The sequence below is a fragment of the Acinetobacter sp. ANC 4636 genome (assembly GCF_054454555.1).
In genome coordinates, this window is record NZ_JBTKVD010000009.1 from 80397 (window position 1) to 101120 (window position 20724).

The 20724-nt window shown below is 40.0% G+C and carries 23 protein-coding genes; 12 read left to right on the forward strand and 11 right to left on the reverse strand.

Annotation, left to right across the window (positions count from 1 at the left end; genetic code table 11):
• Positions 1–102 precede the first annotated feature (102 nt).
• Both ACX1N5_RS10945 and ACX1N5_RS10950 read left to right on the forward strand, forming a co-directional pair.
• Positions 103–528: an Sbal_3080 family lipoprotein gene (locus tag ACX1N5_RS10945; RefSeq protein ID WP_131381540.1), complete on the forward strand. Its 426-nt coding sequence runs from the start codon at positions 103–105 to the stop codon at positions 526–528.
• A 132-nt stretch (positions 529–660) separates the two neighbouring features.
• On the forward strand, positions 661–933 hold the full coding sequence (locus ACX1N5_RS10950; RefSeq protein WP_131381541.1) for a DUF3761 domain-containing protein: 273 nt from the start codon (positions 661–663) through the stop codon (positions 931–933).
• Between the two features lie 136 nt (positions 934–1069).
• Here ACX1N5_RS10950 and ACX1N5_RS10955 read toward each other — a convergent pair whose 3' ends face one another.
• A complete protein-coding gene (locus ACX1N5_RS10955) occupies positions 1070–1438 on the reverse strand; it encodes a hypothetical protein (protein ID WP_131389395.1) in 369 nt (122 codons plus the stop codon).
• Positions 1439–1816: 378 nt separating this feature from the next.
• On the opposite strand from ACX1N5_RS10955, the gene ACX1N5_RS10960 reads away from it, so the two are divergent.
• The 4 genes from ACX1N5_RS10960 to ACX1N5_RS10975 all read left to right on the forward strand — a co-directional run bounded on the left by ACX1N5_RS10960 (position 1817) and on the right by ACX1N5_RS10975 (position 4855).
• Positions 1817–2074, forward strand: a complete 258-nt coding sequence (locus tag ACX1N5_RS10960) for a hypothetical protein (RefSeq protein WP_004751988.1) — start codon at positions 1817–1819, stop codon at positions 2072–2074.
• 165 nt (positions 2075–2239) lie between these two features.
• A complete protein-coding gene (locus ACX1N5_RS10965) occupies positions 2240–3331 on the forward strand; it encodes a hypothetical protein (RefSeq protein ID WP_458802142.1) in 1092 nt (363 codons plus the stop codon).
• 27 nt (positions 3332–3358) lie between these two features.
• On the forward strand, positions 3359–4177 hold the full coding sequence (thiM, locus tag ACX1N5_RS10970) for a hydroxyethylthiazole kinase (RefSeq protein WP_458802046.1): 819 nt from the start codon (positions 3359–3361) through the stop codon (positions 4175–4177).
• 51 nt (positions 4178–4228) lie between these two features.
• Positions 4229–4855: a LysE family translocator gene (locus ACX1N5_RS10975; RefSeq protein WP_131381544.1), complete on the forward strand. Its 627-nt coding sequence runs from the start codon at positions 4229–4231 to the stop codon at positions 4853–4855.
• Positions 4856–4891: 36 nt separating this feature from the next.
• On the opposite strand, the gene ACX1N5_RS10980 is transcribed toward ACX1N5_RS10975, so the two are convergent.
• Both ACX1N5_RS10980 and ACX1N5_RS10985 read right to left on the reverse strand, forming a co-directional pair.
• A complete protein-coding gene (locus tag ACX1N5_RS10980; protein WP_116726084.1) occupies positions 4892–5257 on the reverse strand; it encodes a 5-carboxymethyl-2-hydroxymuconate Delta-isomerase in 366 nt (121 codons plus the stop codon).
• A gap of 13 nt (positions 5258–5270) precedes the next feature.
• Positions 5271–6986, reverse strand: coding sequence for an AAA family ATPase (locus ACX1N5_RS10985; protein ID WP_458802043.1), 1716 nt, complete (start codon positions 6984–6986; stop codon positions 5271–5273).
• Between the two features lie 310 nt (positions 6987–7296).
• On the opposite strand from ACX1N5_RS10985, the gene mdh reads away from it, so the two are divergent.
• Positions 7297–8469 (forward strand): iron-dependent methanol dehydrogenase, encoded by a 1173-nt coding sequence (gene mdh, locus ACX1N5_RS10990; RefSeq protein ID WP_045793069.1) that lies wholly within the window; start codon positions 7297–7299, stop codon positions 8467–8469.
• 193 nt (positions 8470–8662) lie between these two features.
• On the opposite strand, the gene ACX1N5_RS10995 is transcribed toward mdh, so the two are convergent.
• Positions 8663–9841, reverse strand: a complete 1179-nt coding sequence (locus ACX1N5_RS10995; RefSeq protein ID WP_458802040.1) for a helix-turn-helix domain-containing protein — start codon at positions 9839–9841, stop codon at positions 8663–8665.
• 147 nt (positions 9842–9988) lie between these two features.
• On the opposite strand from ACX1N5_RS10995, the gene exaC reads away from it, so the two are divergent.
• Together exaC and ACX1N5_RS11005 are read left to right on the forward strand one after the other, a co-directional pair.
• A complete protein-coding gene (gene exaC / locus ACX1N5_RS11000; RefSeq protein ID WP_131381547.1) occupies positions 9989–11500 on the forward strand; it encodes an acetaldehyde dehydrogenase ExaC in 1512 nt (503 codons plus the stop codon).
• 221 nt (positions 11501–11721) lie between these two features.
• A complete protein-coding gene (locus tag ACX1N5_RS11005) occupies positions 11722–12447 on the forward strand; it encodes a glutamine amidotransferase (RefSeq protein WP_458802037.1) in 726 nt (241 codons plus the stop codon).
• Between the two features lie 130 nt (positions 12448–12577).
• Here ACX1N5_RS11005 and ACX1N5_RS11010 read toward each other — a convergent pair whose 3' ends face one another.
• The 6 genes from ACX1N5_RS11010 to ACX1N5_RS11035 all read right to left on the reverse strand — a co-directional run bounded on the left by ACX1N5_RS11010 (position 12578) and on the right by ACX1N5_RS11035 (position 17781).
• Positions 12578–13156 carry a YceI family protein gene (locus tag ACX1N5_RS11010; RefSeq protein WP_004751965.1) on the reverse strand — a complete coding sequence of 193 codons (579 nt, stop codon included), beginning with the start codon at positions 13154–13156 and terminating at the stop codon, positions 12578–12580.
• A 227-nt stretch (positions 13157–13383) separates the two neighbouring features.
• Entirely contained in the window at positions 13384–13617 is a 234-nt protein-coding gene (locus tag ACX1N5_RS11015) for a hypothetical protein (protein WP_131381550.1), read from the reverse strand.
• A 409-nt stretch (positions 13618–14026) separates the two neighbouring features.
• The gene (locus tag ACX1N5_RS11020; RefSeq protein WP_131381551.1) at positions 14027–14881 is read right to left on the reverse strand and encodes an EamA family transporter; all 855 of its coding nucleotides are present in this window, start codon (positions 14879–14881) and stop codon (positions 14027–14029) included.
• 298 nt (positions 14882–15179) lie between these two features.
• A complete protein-coding gene (gene fba / locus ACX1N5_RS11025; RefSeq protein ID WP_004752357.1) occupies positions 15180–16214 on the reverse strand; it encodes a class II fructose-bisphosphate aldolase in 1035 nt (344 codons plus the stop codon).
• A 121-nt stretch (positions 16215–16335) separates the two neighbouring features.
• Positions 16336–16575 (reverse strand): hypothetical protein, encoded by a 240-nt coding sequence (locus ACX1N5_RS11030; RefSeq protein ID WP_458802034.1) that lies wholly within the window; start codon positions 16573–16575, stop codon positions 16336–16338.
• An 18-nt stretch (positions 16576–16593) separates the two neighbouring features.
• Positions 16594–17781, reverse strand: coding sequence for a phosphoglycerate kinase (locus ACX1N5_RS11035; RefSeq protein WP_004752362.1), 1188 nt, complete (start codon positions 17779–17781; stop codon positions 16594–16596).
• Positions 17782–17927: 146 nt separating this feature from the next.
• Between ACX1N5_RS11035 and ACX1N5_RS11040 the strand changes: the two genes are divergently transcribed.
• From ACX1N5_RS11040 to ACX1N5_RS11050, 3 genes are read left to right on the forward strand one after another with little or no spacing between them, the layout of a single operon-like run.
• Positions 17928–18311 (forward strand): DUF2237 family protein, encoded by a 384-nt coding sequence (locus ACX1N5_RS11040; RefSeq protein WP_458802032.1) that lies wholly within the window; start codon positions 17928–17930, stop codon positions 18309–18311.
• On the forward strand, positions 18311–18904 hold the full coding sequence (locus ACX1N5_RS11045; protein ID WP_458802030.1) for a Maf family protein: 594 nt from the start codon (positions 18311–18313) through the stop codon (positions 18902–18904). Before ACX1N5_RS11040 ends, ACX1N5_RS11045 begins: the two co-directional genes overlap by 1 nt.
• 18 nt (positions 18905–18922) lie before the next feature.
• Positions 18923–20095: a ribosomal protein uL16 3-hydroxylase gene (locus tag ACX1N5_RS11050; protein WP_458802028.1), complete on the forward strand. Its 1173-nt coding sequence runs from the start codon at positions 18923–18925 to the stop codon at positions 20093–20095.
• A gap of 44 nt (positions 20096–20139) precedes the next feature.
• Here ACX1N5_RS11050 and ACX1N5_RS11055 read toward each other — a convergent pair whose 3' ends face one another.
• A complete protein-coding gene (locus ACX1N5_RS11055) occupies positions 20140–20724 on the reverse strand; it encodes a hypothetical protein (RefSeq protein ID WP_458802026.1) in 585 nt (194 codons plus the stop codon).

Here is a 20724-nt window from a genome sequence, read left to right on the forward strand (position 1 = left end):
TCAAAACCAACCACAAGCTCAGGTAATTACTGCCAAACTAAACAACATTCTATTTGATCATTAATTATGCTATAAATTCCGTGTTTCGATGAGGGATTTATAATGAAAAAATTCATAATTTTAACTGCTTTAATATTGTCAGGTTGCGCAACAACACAAGTTACCCCTTTGAATCTAAATGCAAATGAGAAAATACAAAAAATTTGTATTGAGCATAATCCTAGAGTGGTTGTAAATGGATTTGAGGATATTGTTATTAATCGCTTAGAAGATAATGGAATATCTACAGAAACATATATAAAAGGAAATAAGCCATCGTATTGTGAGTATTCAATAAAATATGTTGCATACCAAAAATGGGATTTATCGATGATACTCACTCAAGCAGAGCTTAGACTTTATAAGGGGGATAGTAAAATAGGTGGTGCTGAATACAAATTGCATGTATTTGGTTTGCTAAACCCAACCAAATACAAAAGCAATGAATCAAAAATAAATCCTTTAGTCGACCAACTCATTGGAAAATAAAGAACTAATTTTTTAATTTTTACTTATGCATATTTATTTCATTTTGTGTAAATTACGACCAATTTTTTGTTTACAAACTTTAAAATAAGGAAGATTATTTTTAGAGTTCCGACAAAGACCTACATCCTTATTATGAAATATATTTCTTTATTATTCATCGTATTATTCGCGACAACAACATTTGCTAAAAATGTTCCTTATAGCGAACCCAATGAGCAAAACCTCGTTGAACATCATCACTACCGTAATGTAAATGGTCGTATTGTCCATTCACCAGCACATAGTAAAAATGGTAAACGTCCAAATGGAGCTTCTGCAAAATGTCGTGATGGCTCATACAGTTTTAGCAAACACCATCGTGGAACATGTTCAAGACATCGTGGTGTAGCAACTTGGTACAAGTAAATTATTAAGCTCTGAATTTGCAATTTCTCATTAAAAAGATCGGTTCACTCGCATAACATAAATGTTTTAGGAGACATACAAAACCTACTTTAATCTTAATTAAAGCAGGTTAGATGAAAACGAAGGAATCAAATCGTTAGATTTGCTTGTTCTGACAAGAACTTAAAACAAGTTGACGCAATTCTCCAATTTTTGCTTGTTTGGCAGAATTACTACTTTCCACAGGTTGACGAGATACTTTTAAAGCAAGTGCTGCATAAAATTGAGCAAGCGCATGCTGATCATTAGTTACGGCATTTTTTTGCATTGCAGCAGCCGTTTGTACCATCTCAACAAACTCTTTTCCACTTTGACGCTCAGTCATCACGTTGGCTGCTATTTCAGATTTTTCTTGACAGTTTTGCCCAATACTCTGTTTCAATTCAGCATTTAATTCCGCATAACTACTTTTACAGCAGAATAGAATCATCATTCCACACGTCATTTTTTTTAAAGTAGTCAACATAGATTTAATCCTATTTTATTGTTAAGCATTCGGTTGCCTATCATAATAGATATTATATATATTTTAGCTATCATAAAATAACCAATTGAAATTTATATTTATTTATAATAAAAAATATATAGAAAAAAATTAATTGCCTTCTTACATCATGATTCAGACCTGATTTTGACTCCCTGAGAAAAATTAAAGTTTATGCCAATCAACATAAAAGAAATAAAACTGGGGAATGAAAACAATGCAATATATTTCGTTACATTCAAAAAATAATCTTGACATTTGTAATTACTATACTTTTCGGATTCTTACATTTCTTCACATGGCAATTCAGATAATTTATGTCAAAGTAGAATGAGGTTCTCTTTAAGGAGGTCAGCGACAATGACGATTAAAGACCAAATCTACCGTGCTGAAAACCTCAAAGCCTTACACTGCTTACATAAAGCAGGTATTCAGCATCAAGTGATCGCCCTATTTATGACCAGTGAAGGGCTTTCTCTCAATGAGCAAGATGTGACTTTACTTATTAATCTGTACGATGACTGTGGCAAAGTCAGAGTACCGCAAAAAAAAGTTCAAGCCATGATTGTTGCCAAAAAACTTGGACAATATGACGACAGGTTCCCTTGCCCCGTATAATCCCTATCTAGAGCCAGTCTATGACTGGCTTTTTTTCGCATATTTTTTATGGCAGGCGGTGTATAATTTTGGGTTCAGCTATTATTTGAATGGGTCATTGCCTTGTTTCAGGTTTTAAATAAACAACTTGATGCCAGCACACTTTGCCCGCTTTGTCATGCGGCCATGTTTTGGGTAGATGCTGAACAATTTGATCAAGACATTCAATTTTATCAATGCAGTCACTGTGAACATAGAGTTTTCCCAACAGGCAACTACACTTGTCACTGTGCTCGTTGTAGCCAGCAACGTAAAAAAATTCTAAAAGAAACGCGTCAACAAGAACTGCAAAAATACCGAAAAAAAGATCTGGTTGTTCCCTCTCTAGAACAGCTAAGTTTGCTCAAAAAACTATTTTTACTTGCACTACTTGATGACTATGTGCGTGAAGACTCTCAATACGATGAATATATTCACTGGGAGAAAATCAAGTTTTCCAATATTTCGCCAAATTATCATTTTCAGCAACAACTGGCAAAACAACTACAAAAAGAGCAAATCTTCTCTGCCACTACTGCCAGTGATGAACCGACTTCATTTTATTTAAATATCCGTTTGGATGGTTATAGCGAACCGAGCCTGTTTAGCATTACTCAGCAACTGCGGCATTGGTTTTATTTCAACCTGACGCTAGGTATTCCATTTAAAAGTAGTGAAGAAGTAAAAGCGGTATTGTATGAATTGCTCTATCAGGAAATTATCCAGTTTATTCAGTCGATCTGTAAGATGTGGCAGGTCCAGTTTACTTCGCATGCATCCTTTCAACAGCTCTGTTATCGGTTGTTAGAAAGTCTTGCTCTGGAGCAGATTTTTTATTTGGCACATACTGCACTGCTGTATTTACATGAACAAAAAGCCTTGGCAGCACGAAATGACGGCTTTATTAATACCCATCGCCTGAAAAAAACCATTACTCAGTATCGTGAGCGTGCAATTGCTGAAAAATGGGAAACGCCAAGTTTTCCACGACCTGAACATTTACCCATCAGCAAAATGAGCCAGATTTTATATTTTCGTTTTCTCAATTACGATCAGCGAATTTTTAGCCAACCTATCTGGCACCTCTGGAAAAAAATCCAGCCTCGCCTAAATTTTTACTCTGACAAACGTTGTATGCACTGCGGTTCAAATGAACTGGATGTCGAATACGATGCAGGAGATTATGTAACACTGACCTGCCGCAAATGCCAGCATCAGGATCATTATTTTACTCATTAAACACCAAGAAATTCACAGGACATTTTTATGCTTGAACGCTCATTTTTGATTGAACAAGTGATTGAAGCTTGGCAAAAATTACAGGTAAATACACCACTGGTACAATGTATAACCAATCAGGTTGCCAGCAACTATGCCGCAAATGTCTTGCTCGCCTGTGGCGCGTCGCCTGCCATGATTGATAACCCGTTTGAAGCGCAAAGTTTTACGCAAATTAGTTCAGCACTCAGTATTAATCTGGGCACACCGACTGAACAACAAATGCAAGCCATGCAAGTTTCAGCTCAAACTGCTCAGCAATATCAAAAACCGTGGGTACTTGACCCTGTCGGCTATAGCACAGTTTTAAAATGGCGCAGTGACATGGTCGATGTTCTACTACAATATCACCCAACAGTTATTCGTGGTAATGCTTCTGAAATCAGTACCTTGGCAGGAAACCAAAGTTCATCTAAAGGTGTAGATAGCACGCTCAGCAGTGATGCTGTCTATGCACAGGCTCAGAATTTATTGCAGCATTGTGACTGTGTTGCAATCTCGGGCGCAAGCGACTACATTTTGAGTCACGAAACCAGTCAAGTGATTAAAATCAATGGCGGTTCAGCATTACAACCTAAAGTAACGGCAACAGGTTGCGCTTTAGGTGCATTGATCGCGGCTTATTGTTCTGTGACTTCACCAATGCTTGCTTGCGTTGCAGCACATGTACATTTTTCGATTGCAGGACAACTAGCTGCTGAACGCGCACCACTGATTGGGCAATTTTCTGTGGCATTTATGGATGAATTGTTCAGTTTGAATGCTGAGAAAATCGTGCAATATGCAGATATTGAATTGTTGGGCTAGAAAATCGAGCATTTATGTGTAGAATTTGGGCAAAATAACAGGAAGAATAAAATGCCCTCATTACAATTACTCAGTACATTTCTGCTCACCACCTTAATTTTTGCCTATCTACCTGGCCCTGCCATGTTATATACCGCAGCACAAACTCTTGCTCACGGACGCAAGGCAGGACTCATGGCATCTCTAGGAATTCATTTCGGTGGTTACACCCATATCGTGATTGCCGCAATGGGTCTGACGATTTTATTTCATGCTATTCCCATCGCCTATACACTAGTCAAAATCTGTGGTGCTCTTTGGCTCATTTGGCTTGGACTAAAACTGCTGCTTGCTCGTAATTCAAAACCATCTTCAGATTTACAGAACCATCAGCAACAACGTGCCTTTTCTGAAAGTATTTGGGTTGAAATCCTTAACCCCAAAACTGCTATTTTCTATCTCGCCTTTTTACCTCAATTCATTGATGCTCAAGCCACATTCCCGATTTGGTTACAGTTTCTGATTCTTGGCACAATCGTCAATTTGGCTTTTAGCTCAGCAGATGTAGTTTGTGTCTTCTGTGCAGATTTTATTTTAAAGAAATTTAAAACATCAGCACGTGGGCAATATATATTTCGTTATTTGAGTGGCAGTATTTTTATTATGTTAGGGCTACGCTTAGGATTGTATAAAAACTAAAAAGCAAAGGGTGGAGACCGTACTCCACCCTATTGATTAATATTGAATACTTTGTTTCGCATACTGATTTTGCGGCATTTCCAAAATTTCTGCAGACACCTGCACCGACAGTGTATAGGCTTCATAATCTTTAAAACTCAGCAAAGCCTGTAGCAAAATTTGACTCAGTTGCTGCTTTTGTTCCTCGGTTCGCCCACTTAACACCGATAATTGTGCATGAATATAACCTTGAGTATCGTCATTGTCTCCAATCACAAATACTTCGTCTTTATGAATCCGCGATTTCAGGTCTTTCGCTTGAAATAACCCTGTTGCGATCAGTTGATGATTCACATGTTTAAGGAGTTTTTCCTGACTCAAGTTATGAATGTTACGTGAATATCCAATCACTAAATGTGGCATACGCTTGTCCTTTTTATTCGATAAAGAGTAAGGCTAATCTTACTTGATCATAGCCCATTTTCGGTTGAGTTGCTTCAACAATTGGACGCAACTTAATCGAACCATCTTCATTAAAGTTTTCAGAACGTTGTCCTTTTTTCAAGCGCTTATAAATCTTGCGAACTTGCTCAACCACTTCATCTCCAGGATGCGCCACAGAAATATCAAGCCCCTGCTCTTTATGTAATCTTGCCAAATGGTTAATAATCGTGGCAGGCGTCAAGCCACGTTCCTGTGCAATATCCACAATCTCATAGCCATTTTCAAACAGCTCTTTGGTTTCATCCAAAGTGCTGCTGGCATAACTATTTTTATCGGCATTTTTGGCGAACTTGCGTTCATTACGTGCAATTTCACTGGGATTAAGCGTGCCACCACAGTGTCGGATAAATGTTTGATGCTGCGCAGTCAAATCGATATTGGCAAAATGCTGCTCAGCTTCCTCCGAAAGTTCCTGAAAACGACGATCGGCTTTTATGGCTAAACTGTCGAGTTCCAATGCCTGATCGTTAAACCCCGTCAAACGCAAGCCTTCTAAAGATTTTAAACGGGACAGTGCCACATAACCCTGACCTTTTTCAAAGGTATGACTCAGGTTAATTTCGGCAGCTTCTAACGTCATGCCCTGACTTTTATGAATGGTAATTGCCCATGCCAAACGCAGTGGAATTTGCTGAAAACTGGCAATCACTTTGCCTGCATCATTTTCAACAGACCAAGTTTCAGGCTCAACCAAAAGTATCGAACCATCGCTCAGTTGAACTTTAGGCAATAAGCCATGTTCATCGTCTTCTTCAAAACCAATGACTTCACCCAAGCTGCCATTGATATATCCCATGTCAAAATTATTTTTAACAAACATGACCTTGGCATTTTTTTTCAAGGTCAGTTCTTCTGGAGCACGCACCGAAGATTTTAAAGTTTCCAGCAGTTTTTCATTACCATCAAGCACCGCATTAAACTGGTGACTTTCGCCATCAATCGCATTTAAATGTTGAAAGTTCAAGTTATCAACATCCAGATTATGAGTGTACAAACGGGTAAAGGTTTCACCAATATCTTGCTGGCGTACACTGGTCAAGGCTTGTATATGATTGTGCTGCAAATCCTGCGCCCGAATCGCATTTAAAATCTGGTTTAAAGTTTCATCATCTTGGCGATGCTGCTCGGTCAAATAACAAACCCGAAATTTTGCGTCAACCCAAGCCTCTGACATAAAACAGAATTTATCACGGTTACGTTCTTCATTTTTACTGACAGGTGGCAACTGGAAAAAATCTCCAGCAACCACGACCTGTATACCACCAAATGCTTCGTCACTTTCTTTAAAATATTTTAAAACCTGATTGACCAAATTTAACTGTTTGGCATGTAACATCGAAATTTCATCAATAATCAGCACCTGCGTATTTTCCAGATGCTCTTTTAGGTATTTACGCTCTTTCATACGCTTTAGGTCATCATCACTCAGCGTATCTTTAATCCCAATACCCGCCCAAGTATGGATGGTCATACCGTTCATATGCGTTGCTGCAATACCTGTCGATGCAGTAATAGCAACGGGTACTTTTCTTATTTTAAGATATTGAATATATTGATTAAGTGTATAAGTTTTACCTGCACCAGCCGAACCCGTTAAAAAAACATTTTCGCCTGCTTTTAAAAGTTTCAGCGCCGTCTCTTGTTTCATAAGCCCATCAAAATCTCAACAATCTGACATAGCTTAACCAGTTTCTAAACATAAGGGAAATTTCCCGTTTGAAGTGTTATTTTTTTACTTTATAAATCCAGTAAAAATCTGAGTTTTTTACTCAGTTTTTTGCAACAAATAAAAATAAAATCATTCAAAATTAAAGATATAATTAGACAACCTACCTAATAAAATGTTGGTAGGTATTTGGTAGGTAGGAAATTTTAGAGCAGCTAACAATACTAGCGACATGGTGAAGTTAATCGCCTACAAAAGAACACAATGGAATAATGGAAGAAGGAATCGCTCCATGGCTTTTAAAAATATTGCTGACCAAACTAACGGTTTTTACATCCCTTGCGTGTCTTTATTTGGACCAGGTTGTGCCAAAGAAATCGGAACTAAAGCGCAAAATTTAGGTGCAAAAAAAGCACTGATTGTTACTGACCAAGGTTTATTTAAGTTTGGTGTAGCAGACACAATTGCTCAATACTTAACAGATGCTGGTGTAGAGAGCCATATTTTCCCAGGCGCAGAACCAAACCCAACTGACATTAACGTACACAACGGTGTAAAAGAATACGTTGACAATGGTTGTGATTTTATCGTTTCACTCGGTGGCGGTTCTTCACACGACTGTGCAAAAGGTATTGGCCTTGTTACTGCAGGTGGCGGTCATATTCGTGATTACGAAGGTATTGACAAAAGTACAGTTCCAATGACGCCGTTAATCGCAGTCAATACAACTGCAGGTACTGCTTCAGAAATGACTCGTTTCTGTATCATTACCAACACTGATACTCACGTTAAAATGGCAATTGTAGACTGGCGTTGTACTCCACTAATTGCAATCGACGATCCTAAACTCATGATTGCTAAGCCAGCAAGCTTGACTGCTGCAACAGGTATGGATGCCTTGACGCACGCTGTTGAAGCTTATGTTTCTACTGCTGCAAATCCAATTACAGATGCTTGTGCTGAAAAAGCCATTACCATGATCAGTGAATGGTTGCGCCCTGCGGTTGCCAATGGTCAAAACCTTGAAGCGCGTGATGCAATGAGCTATGCACAGTATCTTGCAGGTATGGCATTCAACAATGCATCTTTAGGTTATGTACACGCAATGGCTCACCAGTTAGGCGGTTTCTATAACTTGCCACACGGTGTATGTAATGCGGTACTTCTACCACACGTTTGTGAGTTTAACCTGATTGCTTGTCCTGATCGTTATGCACGTATTGCGCACTTGATGGGTGTAAATACTCATGGTCTAACTGTGACTGAAGCTGCTTATGCTGCAATCGCTGCAATCCGCGAATTGTCTTCTTCTATCGGTATTCCTTCAGGCTTGACTGAGCTTGGTGTAAAAACTGAAGATCTTGATGTTATGGCTGAAAATGCTCAGAAAGATGCTTGTATGTTGACTAACCCACGTAAAGCAACGCATGCTCAAGTTGTAGATATTTTTAAAGCTGCTTTGTAATCGCTTTTATTTAAATGCTGTAAGTTTTCTCCAGATAGGCTTCTCACAAAGTTCGCTTTGTGAGGGGCTTTTTTTATTTTTAAAAACAAAAGAAGACAATGCGATGCATGAGCAACGCAAAAATTATTATTGTTATTCATTTAGCTTGTTGTTTTTATTATTTATCGTTTAAATTTTTCGATTTGGTTTTATCTTACGAATCTTTATACTTTTCTAAGACCTGATGAGCAGGATGGGTTTCTGGTAATAACTCAATCAGACGCTCAACCGCATCAATCGCATCGGGCACATGTGCAATATGTTTCAGCAGCGTATCCGTATCTTTGGCTTTAAAGATCGCATCACTTAAACGGGATTCCAGACAATCACGCCAAGAGCATAAAAATGGACTTTCGGTCTTCGCTAAAAAGACACCTGTATACAAACGTAAAGCCGATTCTAGATAGCCTGCATCAAGTGCTTGCTCTGCCTGCAAGAAATCCGCCTCTACTTGCGCTAACAAGCGATATGGGCGCGAACCAAGCATTCCACCGAGCAGATCACGTAGCTGTGACATTTCTGCCTTTAACGTGCCCATACTGACCTTACGTTCGCCGTAGAGTGCGCTGTGCAACTTGTCGAGATTCATACCTTGTGGGCAAAGTGCCAAAATGGTCATAATTTCGAATTGGCGTGGAGTCAGTACCAAGACTTTGCCATTAAACAATACTTGCGAAACAGAAAAAGCACGAATATACAACCGCTGTTTTTGCTGTTCGAGCAGTGCGGTTTGAATGATCGAAGCACAACGCTCAACTGCCAGTACGCCTAAAGTATTATGATTTTTCCATGTAGTGGATAAATCGACCACGCCAAGCAACTGATTTGAATATGGGTCAACAATTGGTGTCGCATAACAAACCCAGTCATGCACCGATTCCATATAGTGTTCACTGGAAAAAACACAGCATGACTGTCGAGTTTTCAGCGACAGTGCCAAGGCATTGGTACCCACCGCATCTTCACTCCATTTGCCACCAGACACAAAATGTACCTGCTCAGCCTGAGCCTGCATTTCACGGCTTGCGGCTGTCCAGACAATGGTACTACCAACGTCACCAATAGCCAGCACCATGGAAGATTGCTGTGCAACGTGCCTTAATTCGGCCTCACAGCGTTGTAGCGCTGAAGCTAGGGTGTTGCCCTTGAATGCAGTATTGTCTACCAATGGTGCAGCCATGCGCTCTTTTGGAATGCATGCAGAAATACTTCGTTGCCAGGAGCTCATAATGCTCTGACCTACTTCTTGAGCTTGTTGAGGCGACCAGGAGATGCTCTGCCTTAACTGCTCTACCGCACCGCGGTGGTGCGATAAATCTTTCTTCGTAAACATTTGTATATCCCTTGTATAGCTGGCAAATTCCAACCTTTTTCCAACCTAATTTATGATTATTATTATATCCGTAATGTACCAGAAGTACTTTATCAGAAGCAGTATGCTTTTGTTAGATGATATAAAATAAAGCAAAGGAATTTTCACATGCGCTATCTTGACCCGAATCAACCTGGTTCAAAAGTTCAATTCAAATCTCAATATGAGAACTTTATTGGTGGTGAATGGGTTCCACCTGTAAAAGGCGTGTATTTTGAAAATAGCTCTCCAGTTGATGGTAAAGTTTTTACAACTGTTGCACGCTCAACTGCTGAAGATGTCGAGCTTGCGTTAGATGCTGCACATAAAGCAAAAGCTTCATGGAACAAATCATCTCCTACAACTCGTTCTAACTTATTACTTAAAATTGCTGACCGTTTAGAAGAAAATCTGGAAGTTCTTGCGGTAGCAGAAACTTGGGACAACGGTAAGCCAATTCGTGAAACACTTGCTGCAGACATCCCACTTGCAATTGACCATTTCCGTTATTTTGCAGGCTGTATTCGTGCACAAGAAGGCGGCATTTCTGAAATCGATGAAGATACCATCGCTTATCACTTCCATGAACCACTAGGCGTTGTGGGTCAAATCATTCCTTGGAACTTCCCGATCTTGATGGCGGCATGGAAAATTGCACCAGCATTGGCTGCAGGTAACTGTATCGTTATGAAGCCAGCTGAACAAACGCCAGCAAGTATTTTGGTTCTCATTGAATTGATTCAAGATCTTCTTCCACCAGGGATCTTAAACATTGTAAGCGGTTTTGGTGCTGAAGTAGGTCGCCCACTTGCAACTAGCCCACGTATTGCAAAAGTTGCATTTACAGGTTCAACTGCTGTTGGTCAATTGATCATGCAGTATGCAACAGAAAACATTATTCCTGTAACACTTGAGCTTGGCGGTAAATCACCAAACATCTTCTTTGAAGACGTTATGGATCAAGACGATGACTACCTAGACAAAGCACTTGAAGGTTTTGCAATGTTTGCGCTTAACCAAGGTGAAGTTTGTACTTGCCCTTCTCGCGCACTTGTTCAAGAAAGCATTGCTGACAAATTCTTGGAAAAAGCAATTGAGCGTGTAAAACGTATCAAAACAGGTCATCCACTTGACACAGATACCATGATCGGTGCTCAAGCGTCTGTTCAACAGCAAAACAAAATCTTGGGTTGCATCGAAACAGGTCGCAGCGAAGGTGCTCAGTTGTTGACAGGTGGTTCTCCTCGCCATGACGTAGAAGGTGGTTTCTATATCGAACCAACGATCTTCAAAGGCGAAAACAACATGAAGATCTTCCAAGAAGAAATCTTTGGACCTGTATTGTCTGTAACCACATTCAAAGACTTTGATGATGCAATGAAAATTGCAAACGACACCATCTATGGTTTAGGTGCAGGTGTATGGTCGCGTTCAGCACATACGTCTTATCGCGCAGGTCGTGCAATTGAAGCGGGCCGTGTATGGACCAACTGTTACCATATCTACCCTGCTCACGCAGCGTTCGGTGGTTACAAACGTTCAGGTATAGGACGTGAAAACCACAAAGACATGTTGAACCATTATCAACAAACTAAAAACTTGTTGGTAAGCTATTCAACTAAAGCGATGGGTTTCTTCTAATTTAGCCTTTTGTAGCGAATTTGCTACACTCTACAGCGAACCTCGATTCGCTGTATTTTTTATTCGAAGCTGATCTAGATCTAACAATTCATGATTGTTTAATTTAGATCAGCTTTTTTATGCCCTGTCTTTTCCCATAAAATGCTTTTTAAAAATAACATTTGATGGACTTGATTTTTTCCACTGATTGTTTATGTTTTTAGTTTACTTCGCCTGTTTTTATGATTATGACAACAATACTTCATCCCAATTTACCCAAAACAGTTTACGCCATTCAACATCTTGCCTTTGAAGATTTAGGCGCACTCGAAGACGTATTTTATCAATATGGTTTTCGCGTCCGCTATTTTGATGCGGGAGCTGATGATTTATCAGCCGCGCTTGCCTACGATGGTCTAGTCATCATTTTGGGTGGCCCTATCGGGGTTTATGAGCAAGATGATTATCCATTTTTAGTCGATGAAATCTCAGGTTTAAAACAGCGGCTTGCCGATAACAAACCAACTTTAGGAATTTGTCTTGGCGCACAACTGATTGCCTATGCTTTAGGTGCTCAAGTCTACGCGGGTCACGCCAAAGAAATCGGCTGGAGTTCACTCAGCCTATCCGAAGCAAGCAATAATCCTTTGGCCGCACTTGGCAATACTGCTGTTTTACATTGGCATGGTGATACTTTTGATTTGCCTGCCCAAGCCGAATTACTGGCAAGCTCTGAACTGTATCCGAATCAGGCATTTAAGATTGGACAAAATATCCTGGCATTTCAGTTTCATATTGAAGTAGCAGAAGAAGATCTGGAAAAATGGTTAATTGGGCACACTTGTGAACTGCGTAAAGCCAATATCAATATTCCACAGTTACGACAAGATAACCAGCGCTATGCACCAGCGCTTATGTCGAAATCGGCAGAAGTGCTGAAACATTATCTCACCCATTTAAATATATAAAAGCTGTTCTGAATAGAACCTATCGACTGTATTAATATTTTTAATATAAAAATAGTTTGAAATTTTTGAGCAATAAAAAAGCCCTTATCTCAAGGGCTTTTTTTAAATTACATCACTGTATTTTAAGCTATTACTTAGCAGCTTGTGCTTCAGTTGTAATATTTACAGTAATCAAATCACCAACATTTGGCACATAGTTTGCGATGCCAAAGTCTGAACGTTTAAAGCTGGTTGTTGCATTAAAGCCAACCGCTTCAGCTTTAGTCATCGGATGAACACCTTGTTTGTTTAAAACAGCTTTTAAAACAACAGGTTTAGTAATGCCTTTAACAGTCAGGTTACCTGTGATGTTAAAGTGTTTTTTATCTTTAGTTTCAACTTTTGTACTTACAAAGGTAATGTTTGGATATTTTGCTGCATTGAACCAGCCTTCTTCCTGAAACTCTTTGTCTAAAGCAGAAACGTTAGTGTTTACACTGCTTACAGGAATAGTTACGTTTACTGAAGAATTAGCAGGTTTTGCGTTATCAACGTTAATCACACCTTGAATAGCAGAAAAGTTTGCACTTGGTGTAGAAAAGCCAAAGTGATTCCAAGAGAAAACTGTTGCTGTATGCGCAGGGTCAATTTTATACGCTACAGGTGCTGCTACAGTCAATGAACTCGCAACCGCAACTGCTAAACCAAGGGATAATGCTTTGAAATTCATTTTGTTTGTCTCGTAATAAACTATATGATGATAGATATTCTAAACTTTCATCGAAAAATTACACTGTTATAGATAAAACGGTTTGTTGCATCGATGCAACAATCCTTACAGATTCTTAGCCTGATTATATTTTTTTAAATTTATCTCAACCTTATAAAATAAATAAATCACAATCAATCCATCTTATTTCTCTGTATGGAAAAAACAAAAAGAGCATGAACTATGATTTATGAAATAAATCCAATCATTTCAACTAACTTTTTTTCCAAAAATTCTTGATACTTTACTTGTTCTTGCAAAAATTCAATCCTTTCCAAAAGTTCGTCATCGCTTAACGTGATATTTTTTTTCTTAATCAAAACCCTTAGTGATTGAATTTTATCACCCCGCTGGATGACCACATTTCTTAGAAAATTTAGCTTTCGCTCTAAGAGTTGACGTTCAAGATCCTTATCAATCATTTGATCTAGTCCCGTATACATAAATTAAATAACTTTCACGTAATAATCACTGCAAAGAATAGCATTATTCGCATGGTAAAACATAGTTAAGCTTAAGATTTTTAAACAAAAATTTATCATAGGTTAAAGATTAACTGGATGAAAAATCCAGACTTCTATTGTATTCGATGAATTGCTTTTGACCACACAGATTTTGAGGAATTGAGCCTTTCCGATTGGCGGCTTTGATGATGCAATTGAACCAAGAGTTTGAGTTATTCAGCAAAGGCGCATAGTGCTGTAATGTTAACTTTGGGTTATTCAACGAGTAAGATTATCATGCTAAGCTAAATTGCGAAAACCTCGATTAAGCAAAGAAATGTGACTTAGCATCCTTTTATGAAATCATATCGTTTAGGTTCTTTTAAGTTTAAGCCATGCTCATCGCTAAACACACCACGCCGACGAGGCTCAATAGCAAACCCACAACAGTTATTAGATTTGGCTTTTCCTTGAAGTACAGCAAACCGCTCAGTACGCCCAACGTTACTACACTGACATTCATCACCACAAAAACCACCGCAGGTGCATCTTTGAGTAATTGATGAGCTTGGACATATAAGGCAATATTGGCAAAGTTCAGTACACCGAGTAACACGCCCGCTGGTAAGTTTTTGCGTTGCCATTGCTGCTTAGATAGACTCACAAAAACTGCTGAAGTAATACCTGCCAGCATAAACATCAGATTTAAACTCAAGGCAAACTGCTGACCTAGACTGCTATTGTATTTTAATAAAATATCAATCAGTGCGTAACCCACCCAGACACTGGCAAGAAACAGCCCTGCTTTGCTAGATTGTGCTTGTGGCATCGCCTGTGTTTTCGCAGCGATCAAACTCAGTACCGCCACAATACCCAGTACCACACCCCATAGTTTCAGGTTAGAAAATTGCTCATGAAAGACGAAATATGCTGCCAGTAACGACAGAACCACGGATAAACGCTGAGCAACTTCGGTTTTGATAATGCCTGCATGTTGCAAAGATTTGGCCAAGCAGAAAAAAATTGTTGGCAATAACATTCCCAATAAGCCAATCAACCACCACGGTGTTGCCTGTAAACTCAGATGCATAAAGTCAGGTTTAAACCACAACCAGCATAAAATACTCGCCGTAACATAATTCCAGACAATCATTTGTAAGGCTGAGTAATCCAGTTGCTTAAATTGTTTCAACACAATAGACACAGCAACGCTACATAGTGCAGCGAAAAAAATGAAGCTCATGTATACACATCCGGATTTTGATACATTGGACGAAAAATATTGGTGTGGTTTGCTGAATGATCCAACATAAAAAGGCATGATTAAAATCATTGATTTTAAATTTTAAATCAATGATTTATAGATAATAACCAACCGATACAACGATGAAACATTAAGTTTCTACTTGCAGCTTTTTGCATCAGTTTTGTTTAATTGCCAATTCATCAGTGTCCATGCAGCATATGGATCAAAGCCAGTGTACTTTAAAATAAAAAACCGCCCTTTCAGACGGTTTTTTAAAATCAAGTCAACGACTCAATTAATAACGTTCAACCATTTTCTCTAAAGAAATTGGACGAATTTTGTCAGCATTACCCGAAGTACCAAATGCTTCATAACGGTCGATACATACTTGTTTCATTGCATCAACAGTTTTCGCGAAGTATTTACGTGGGTCAAATTCAGCAGGGTTTTCTGCCAAGAAACGGCGAATCGCACCTGTAGATGCCAAACGTAAGTCGGTGTCGATGTTGATTTTACGTACACCGTGTTTGATCGCTTCAACCAACTGCTCTACTGGCACACCGTAAGTCTCGCCAATGTTACCGCCAAATTCGTTGATTACTTTCAACCATTCTTGAGGAACTGAGCTTGAACCGTGCATCACAAGATGTGTGTTTGGTAATGCCGCATGAATTTCTTTAATGCGGTCAATCGCCAAAATGTCACCTGTAGGTGGGCGAGTAAATTTGTACGCACCGTGTGAAGTACCGACTGCAATTGCCAAGGCATCAACATTGGTGTCAGCAACGAACTGAGTCGCTTCTTCAACTGAAGTTAACAATTGAGAATGGTCAAGTACGCCTTCTGCACCCACACCATCTTCTTCGCCTGCCATACCTGTTTCAAGGCTACCTAAACAACCGATTTCACCTTCAACAGAAACGCCACACGCATGTGCCATTGCAACAACACGACGAGTCACATCAACGTTGTAGTCATAGCTAGTTGGTGTTTTACCATCAGTTCCCAAAGAACCATCCATCATGACTGAGCTAAAGCCCAACTGGATTGAACGTTGGCACACGTCAGGGCTAGTTCCGTGGTCTTGGTGCATTACCACTGGAATATGTGGCCATTCTTCAACTGCTGCCAAAATCAGGTGACGCAAGAATGGTGCGCCTGCATATTTACGAGCACCCGCAGATGCTTGCACAATAACAGGTGAGTTAGTTGCATCTGCAGCTAACATAATTGCACGCATTTGTTCTAGATTGTTTACGTTAAATGCTGGTACGCCGTAGTTATGTTCTGCAGCGTGATCCAAGAGCTGGCGCAACGAAATAAGTGCCATAGTATCCTCCCAGGTAGTGGGCCTTATTCTACATGTTGCTGAATAGCAATTCAGCATCAAAAAACATCATTTAAAAAAAAATCCCTGCATAGGCAGGGACTTTTATTAAAAAATCAACAAATCATTGGACTTTTGCTTCGGAAACTGGCGCATCAGCATCTTTGACATCTGTATTTTTTTCGTCCAGTACAGGTTTATCTAAAGCATTGATTTGCGCTTGCTGTTCAGGTGTCGTTGGTTTGTCATCTTCTGATACAATCACAGATGCCTGCTCAGTTTTGGCTTCCTCTGACTTTTTTGAACATGCAGTGAACGTAAGTGATGCAAAACACGCCAATGCAATGATCAGTTGTTTTTTCATAAAACGCTCCTAATCGGCTTAGGCACGCTCAAGTAAAACTGCAACTGCTGGCAAAGTTTTACCTTCTACAAATTCTAAAAACGCACCACCACCCGTTGAAATATAACTGATTTGAGATGCAACGTTATATTTATCGATCGCAGCCAATGTGTCACCACCACCTGCAATTGAGAAACCTTCACTTTCTGCAATCGCCAATGATAAGGCTTTTGTGCCTTCGCCAAATTGATCGACTTCAAACACCCCAACAGGTCCATTCCATAAAATAGTTTTGGATTGTTTCAATAATGTTGCAAAAGTTGCTGCTGTTTCTGGTCCAACATCCAAAATCATATCGTTTTCAGTAACATCTTCAACTTTTTTCACAACCGCAGGCGTATTAGCTAAAGAACCCAAGAAGTCTTCGAAGTTGATTTGAGTTGCATCAGCAACCACAACGTCAGTTGGTAAAGGTACAGATACTTTTGCAGCAATCGCTTTTGCAGTGTCAATCAAGTCTGCTTCGTACAATGATTTACCTACATTGAAGCCTGCCGCTGCAAGGAAGGTATTGGCAATACCACCACCAACAATCAACTGATCACAAAGGGTTGAAAGTGAAGTCAATACATCGAGCTTGGTAGATACTTTAGAGCCTGCAACAATCGCCACCATCGGTTTCGCTGGCGTTTGTAAAGCACGACCCAAAGCATCAAGTTCAGCAGCAAGCAAAGGACCTGCAGCAGCAACAGGGGCAAAACGTGCCACACCTTCAGTTGACGCTTCTGCACGGTGTGCTGTACCAAAAGCATCCATCACAAATACATCACAAAGTGCAGCGTATTTTTGTGCAAGTTCAGGGTTATTTTTCTTTTCGCCGTGATTAAAACGAACATTTTCAAGCAATACCACCTGACCTGCTTGAACTTCAACGCCATCTAGATATTCAGTGATGAGTTGTACATTTTGACCGAGTGCTTCAGTTAAATATGCTGCAACAGGCGCTAAAGATTGTTCTGGTTTTGGCTCACCTTCCACTGGTCGACCAAGGTGTGAACACACCATGACCGCAGCACCTTTTTCAAGTGCAGCTTTAATTGTTGGAAGCGCAGCACGTAAACGTGCATCACTGGTAATCACACCATTTTTTACAGGCACGTTTAAATCTTCACGAATAAGGACGCGTTTCTCCGTTAAATCAAGGTCTGTCATGCGCTGAAAATTCATGGAATGCTCTCTTTTGCGTTTGTGGAAATTAAAAATCGCGCCATTTTAAATGATTATGCAAAAAAAAATTAGCTTCTTTAGTAGAAAAGCTGTAGAAATATGTGGTTTTGATTATGATAAAGCATCTTTAAAAAAAATTAACATGTATGTCTATTCATCCAGATCCAAAAATCAACCGCCTGAACGTCTTTGGTGATGCACTGGCAAGTTGCTGTTTTGACCCGATTACGGGCTATTTTCGTAATGGTTTTTGCCATACAGCAACGACCGACTTAGGGCAACATACGGTATGCGCTAAAATGAGCGCGGACTTTCTGAATTTTTCACAAAAAATTGGCAATGATCTGATTACACCACTGCCCGAAATTGGTTTCCCTGGGCTTAAACCTGGGGATTTTTGGTGTATCTGTGTCACCCGTTGGGTGGAAGCCTATGAAGCAGGTCATACACCTAAGCTCAAACTACAGGCTTGCCATCAATCTGTGCTGAGTTATGTTCCACTCGACATACTCATGGATTTTGCCGTCTAATGAAACAACCTCAGATTATTTTGGCATCAAGCAGTCAGACTCGAAAAGCATTGATGGATCGTTTGGGATTGGATTATCTCACCATCGCTCCCGATATTGATGAATCGAGCCAGCAAGAAACCCATGCCGATGATTTGGCAAAACGTCTGGCTTTTGAAAAGGCCCGTGTGATTGCCGAGCAATATCCTGATGCGATTGTAATTGGCTCAGATCAGGTGGCATGGCGTGAAACTGCACCACAGGACTTTATCGGTAAACCCCTGAGCGTTGAAAATGCCATTCAGCAGTTACAGCTCAATTCAGGCAAAACAGTTTACTTTAGTACAGGTTTGAGTGTGCAACATCTGGCTTCAGGTTTTCAGCACACACTGATTGAACGTTACCAAGTGCAGTTCCGAAAACTCAGCCTCACCGAAATTCAGCGTTATATTGAAAAAGATCAACCATTACACTGCGCGGGCAGTTTCAAATGTGAAAGTCTAGGAATTAGCCTATTTTCCAGTATGACTGGACAGGATCAAACCACTTTGATGGGGCTACCAATGATTCAACTGTGTAAACTACTGCGTCAACTCAATATTCAAATTCCTTAATTTTTTAAAGGTACTCGCATGTCTCAACCTTTAACCATCTTAGGCGGTATTACCGCAGAACAATTTCTCAATGAATACTGGCAGAAAAAACCACTGCTGGTACGTCGTGCATTGCCTGAAATTACTAACATTTTAGAACCAGATGATGTTTTGGAACTGGCACTCGAAGAGAATGTCAGCGCACGTTTGATTAAACAAAAAGATCGCGACCCAAACCAGTGGTCGGTGAAATCCTCACCTTTAGCCAAAAGCGATTTCCAGAAAATGCCAAAATTATGGACACTGCTGGTTCAGGCCGTTGATCATTATTCAATGGATTTGGCGGGACTTTGGCAACAATTCAACTTTATTCCACAGTGGCGTCGCGATGACATTATGGTGTCTTATGCACCTAAAGGCGGTTCAGTCGGCAAACACTTCGACTTTTATGATGTGTTCTTGGTACAAGGTTATGGTCATCGCCGTTGGCAGCTTGGACAAATGTGCGATGCAGATACGGCTTTTGTACCTAATCAGCCGCTGAAACTGTTACCAGATATGGACATCAATTTTGATGAAGTGCTTGCACCAGGTGACTTGTTATATGTACCACCAGGTTTGTCTCACTATGGTGTCGCAGAAGATGATTGCTTAACATTCTCATTTGGTTTCCGTATGCCAAATGTCGCGAATATGATGGATCGCGTCAGTGACCAGTTTGCCGACAATGCACTACTCAAAAACCCATTGGCAGATATTCAGCGCACACTACCTCACCGTGTCGGTCAAATTGATGCAGAAGAACTCAACTACCTTAAGCAACAAGTTCTCTCCCAATTACAAGATTCACCTCTGTTTGACGCTGCCATCATGTCACTCATGAGCGAGCCTAAGTACCCAGACAATGTGCCTGAACCTGACGAAATTGAAGTGGCTGATTTAGAAGCTGTGCTTGATCAAGGCTATTTGCTGCAACTCGAACCTGCTTCACGCTTACTCTACAAACAACAGGACGATGAAACACTGTTTTGGGGCAATGGTGAAGCATTGTGTATTTCACCTGAATTTGCTGAAACTTTGGCAGCAATTGCCGATGGTCAATGTTTTGAATTGAATCAGCAATTTGCTTCAGAAGAAATTTTGGTGGATTTAGCACAATTGCTGAATGATTCAATTTTGATGCTACTACCACCTGACGAAGATGCTGAATAAGTCAGGCGTGTGACCTAAATTTACTTTAGGTCACACTAAATCAATCAGCGATTGAGTATGCGGTAGATCGGTAATAACGCCATCATTAAAACTACAAAAAATCCTGCGTAGCGTACCCATGAATATTGTGAACCTTTGCCCTGCCAGACTTGTAGCTGTATAGAGTCCACGACCAAATTTTCACGTTCTGTGAGTTCCGCCAGCGCTGTATAATGTACATTGAAATTTTCTTTAGCAATCGAAAATGGATCTGAACTAATCACCAGCAATACTGGTTCATTGATCTTATAACGATGATCATCTTCACCAGCAAATACTTGAGGATGATATTGAGCACTTTCACTTGGGCGAATTCCACCAAACCAACGCATATTCACTTTGCCTTGTTGCAATGCATGTCCTTTCACCACAATGACAAAACGATAAGGATTTTCCTGACTGGTTGGAAAGTCAATTGCAATATTCGGGCGTTTAAATGCGTCCTGTATTCGAGGCATTTCACTACGGTTAATGGCTGCAATCTGTTCAGATGTCAACTGTATGGAATTCACTAAAGTCTGACCATATTCTCCAGCATGTGGCTCATGATCGACTCGAACACATCCCGAAAGTAATACAGAAAAAATCAT

What these genes read in the sequence shown, in the direction of transcription:
- ACX1N5_RS10955 (WP_131389395.1), bottom strand. Translation starts at nt 1,438, where the DNA reads ATGTTGACTACTTTAAAAAAAATGACGTGTGGAATGATGATTCTATTC.
- ACX1N5_RS11015 (WP_131381550.1), bottom strand. Translation starts at nt 13,617, where the DNA reads ATGATTGATAAGGATCTTGAACGTCAACTCTTAGAGCGAAAGCTAAAT.
- ACX1N5_RS11010 (WP_004751965.1), bottom strand. Translation starts at nt 13,156, where the DNA reads ATGAATTTCAAAGCATTATCCCTTGGTTTAGCAGTTGCGGTTGCGAGT.
- ACX1N5_RS10995 (WP_458802040.1), bottom strand. Translation starts at nt 9,841, where the DNA reads ATGTTTACGAAGAAAGATTTATCGCACCACCGCGGTGCGGTAGAGCAG.
- fba (WP_004752357.1), bottom strand. Translation starts at nt 16,214, where the DNA reads ATGGCACTTATTTCGTTGCGCCAGCTCTTGGATCACGCTGCAGAACAT.
- ACX1N5_RS11045 (WP_458802030.1), top strand. Translation starts at nt 18,311, where the DNA reads ATGAAACAACCTCAGATTATTTTGGCATCAAGCAGTCAGACTCGAAAA.
- mdh (WP_045793069.1), top strand. Translation starts at nt 7,297, where the DNA reads ATGGCTTTTAAAAATATTGCTGACCAAACTAACGGTTTTTACATCCCT.
- exaC (WP_131381547.1), top strand. Translation starts at nt 9,989, where the DNA reads ATGCGCTATCTTGACCCGAATCAACCTGGTTCAAAAGTTCAATTCAAA.
- thiM (WP_458802046.1), top strand. Translation starts at nt 3,359, where the DNA reads ATGCTTGAACGCTCATTTTTGATTGAACAAGTGATTGAAGCTTGGCAA.
- ACX1N5_RS11030 (WP_458802034.1), bottom strand. Translation starts at nt 16,575, where the DNA reads ATGAAAAAACAACTGATCATTGCATTGGCGTGTTTTGCATCACTTACG.
- ACX1N5_RS10985 (WP_458802043.1), bottom strand. Translation starts at nt 6,986, where the DNA reads ATGAAACAAGAGACGGCGCTGAAACTTTTAAAAGCAGGCGAAAATGTT.
- ACX1N5_RS10950 (WP_131381541.1), top strand. Translation starts at nt 661, where the DNA reads ATGAAATATATTTCTTTATTATTCATCGTATTATTCGCGACAACAACA.
- ACX1N5_RS10980 (WP_116726084.1), bottom strand. Translation starts at nt 5,257, where the DNA reads ATGCCACATTTAGTGATTGGATATTCACGTAACATTCATAACTTGAGT.
- ACX1N5_RS10965 (WP_458802142.1), top strand. Translation starts at nt 2,240, where the DNA reads ATGTTTTGGGTAGATGCTGAACAATTTGATCAAGACATTCAATTTTAT.
- ACX1N5_RS10975 (WP_131381544.1), top strand. Translation starts at nt 4,229, where the DNA reads ATGCCCTCATTACAATTACTCAGTACATTTCTGCTCACCACCTTAATT.
- ACX1N5_RS11020 (WP_131381551.1), bottom strand. Translation starts at nt 14,881, where the DNA reads ATGAGCTTCATTTTTTTCGCTGCACTATGTAGCGTTGCTGTGTCTATT.
- ACX1N5_RS11050 (WP_458802028.1), top strand. Translation starts at nt 18,923, where the DNA reads ATGTCTCAACCTTTAACCATCTTAGGCGGTATTACCGCAGAACAATTT.
- ACX1N5_RS11040 (WP_458802032.1), top strand. Translation starts at nt 17,928, where the DNA reads ATGTCTATTCATCCAGATCCAAAAATCAACCGCCTGAACGTCTTTGGT.
- ACX1N5_RS11035 (WP_004752362.1), bottom strand. Translation starts at nt 17,781, where the DNA reads ATGAATTTTCAGCGCATGACAGACCTTGATTTAACGGAGAAACGCGTC.
- ACX1N5_RS11005 (WP_458802037.1), top strand. Translation starts at nt 11,722, where the DNA reads ATGATTATGACAACAATACTTCATCCCAATTTACCCAAAACAGTTTAC.
- ACX1N5_RS10960 (WP_004751988.1), top strand. Translation starts at nt 1,817, where the DNA reads ATGACGATTAAAGACCAAATCTACCGTGCTGAAAACCTCAAAGCCTTA.
- ACX1N5_RS11055 (WP_458802026.1), bottom strand. Translation starts at nt 20,724, where the DNA reads ATGATTTTTTCTGTATTACTTTCGGGATGTGTTCGAGTCGATCATGAG.
- ACX1N5_RS10945 (WP_131381540.1), top strand. Translation starts at nt 103, where the DNA reads ATGAAAAAATTCATAATTTTAACTGCTTTAATATTGTCAGGTTGCGCA.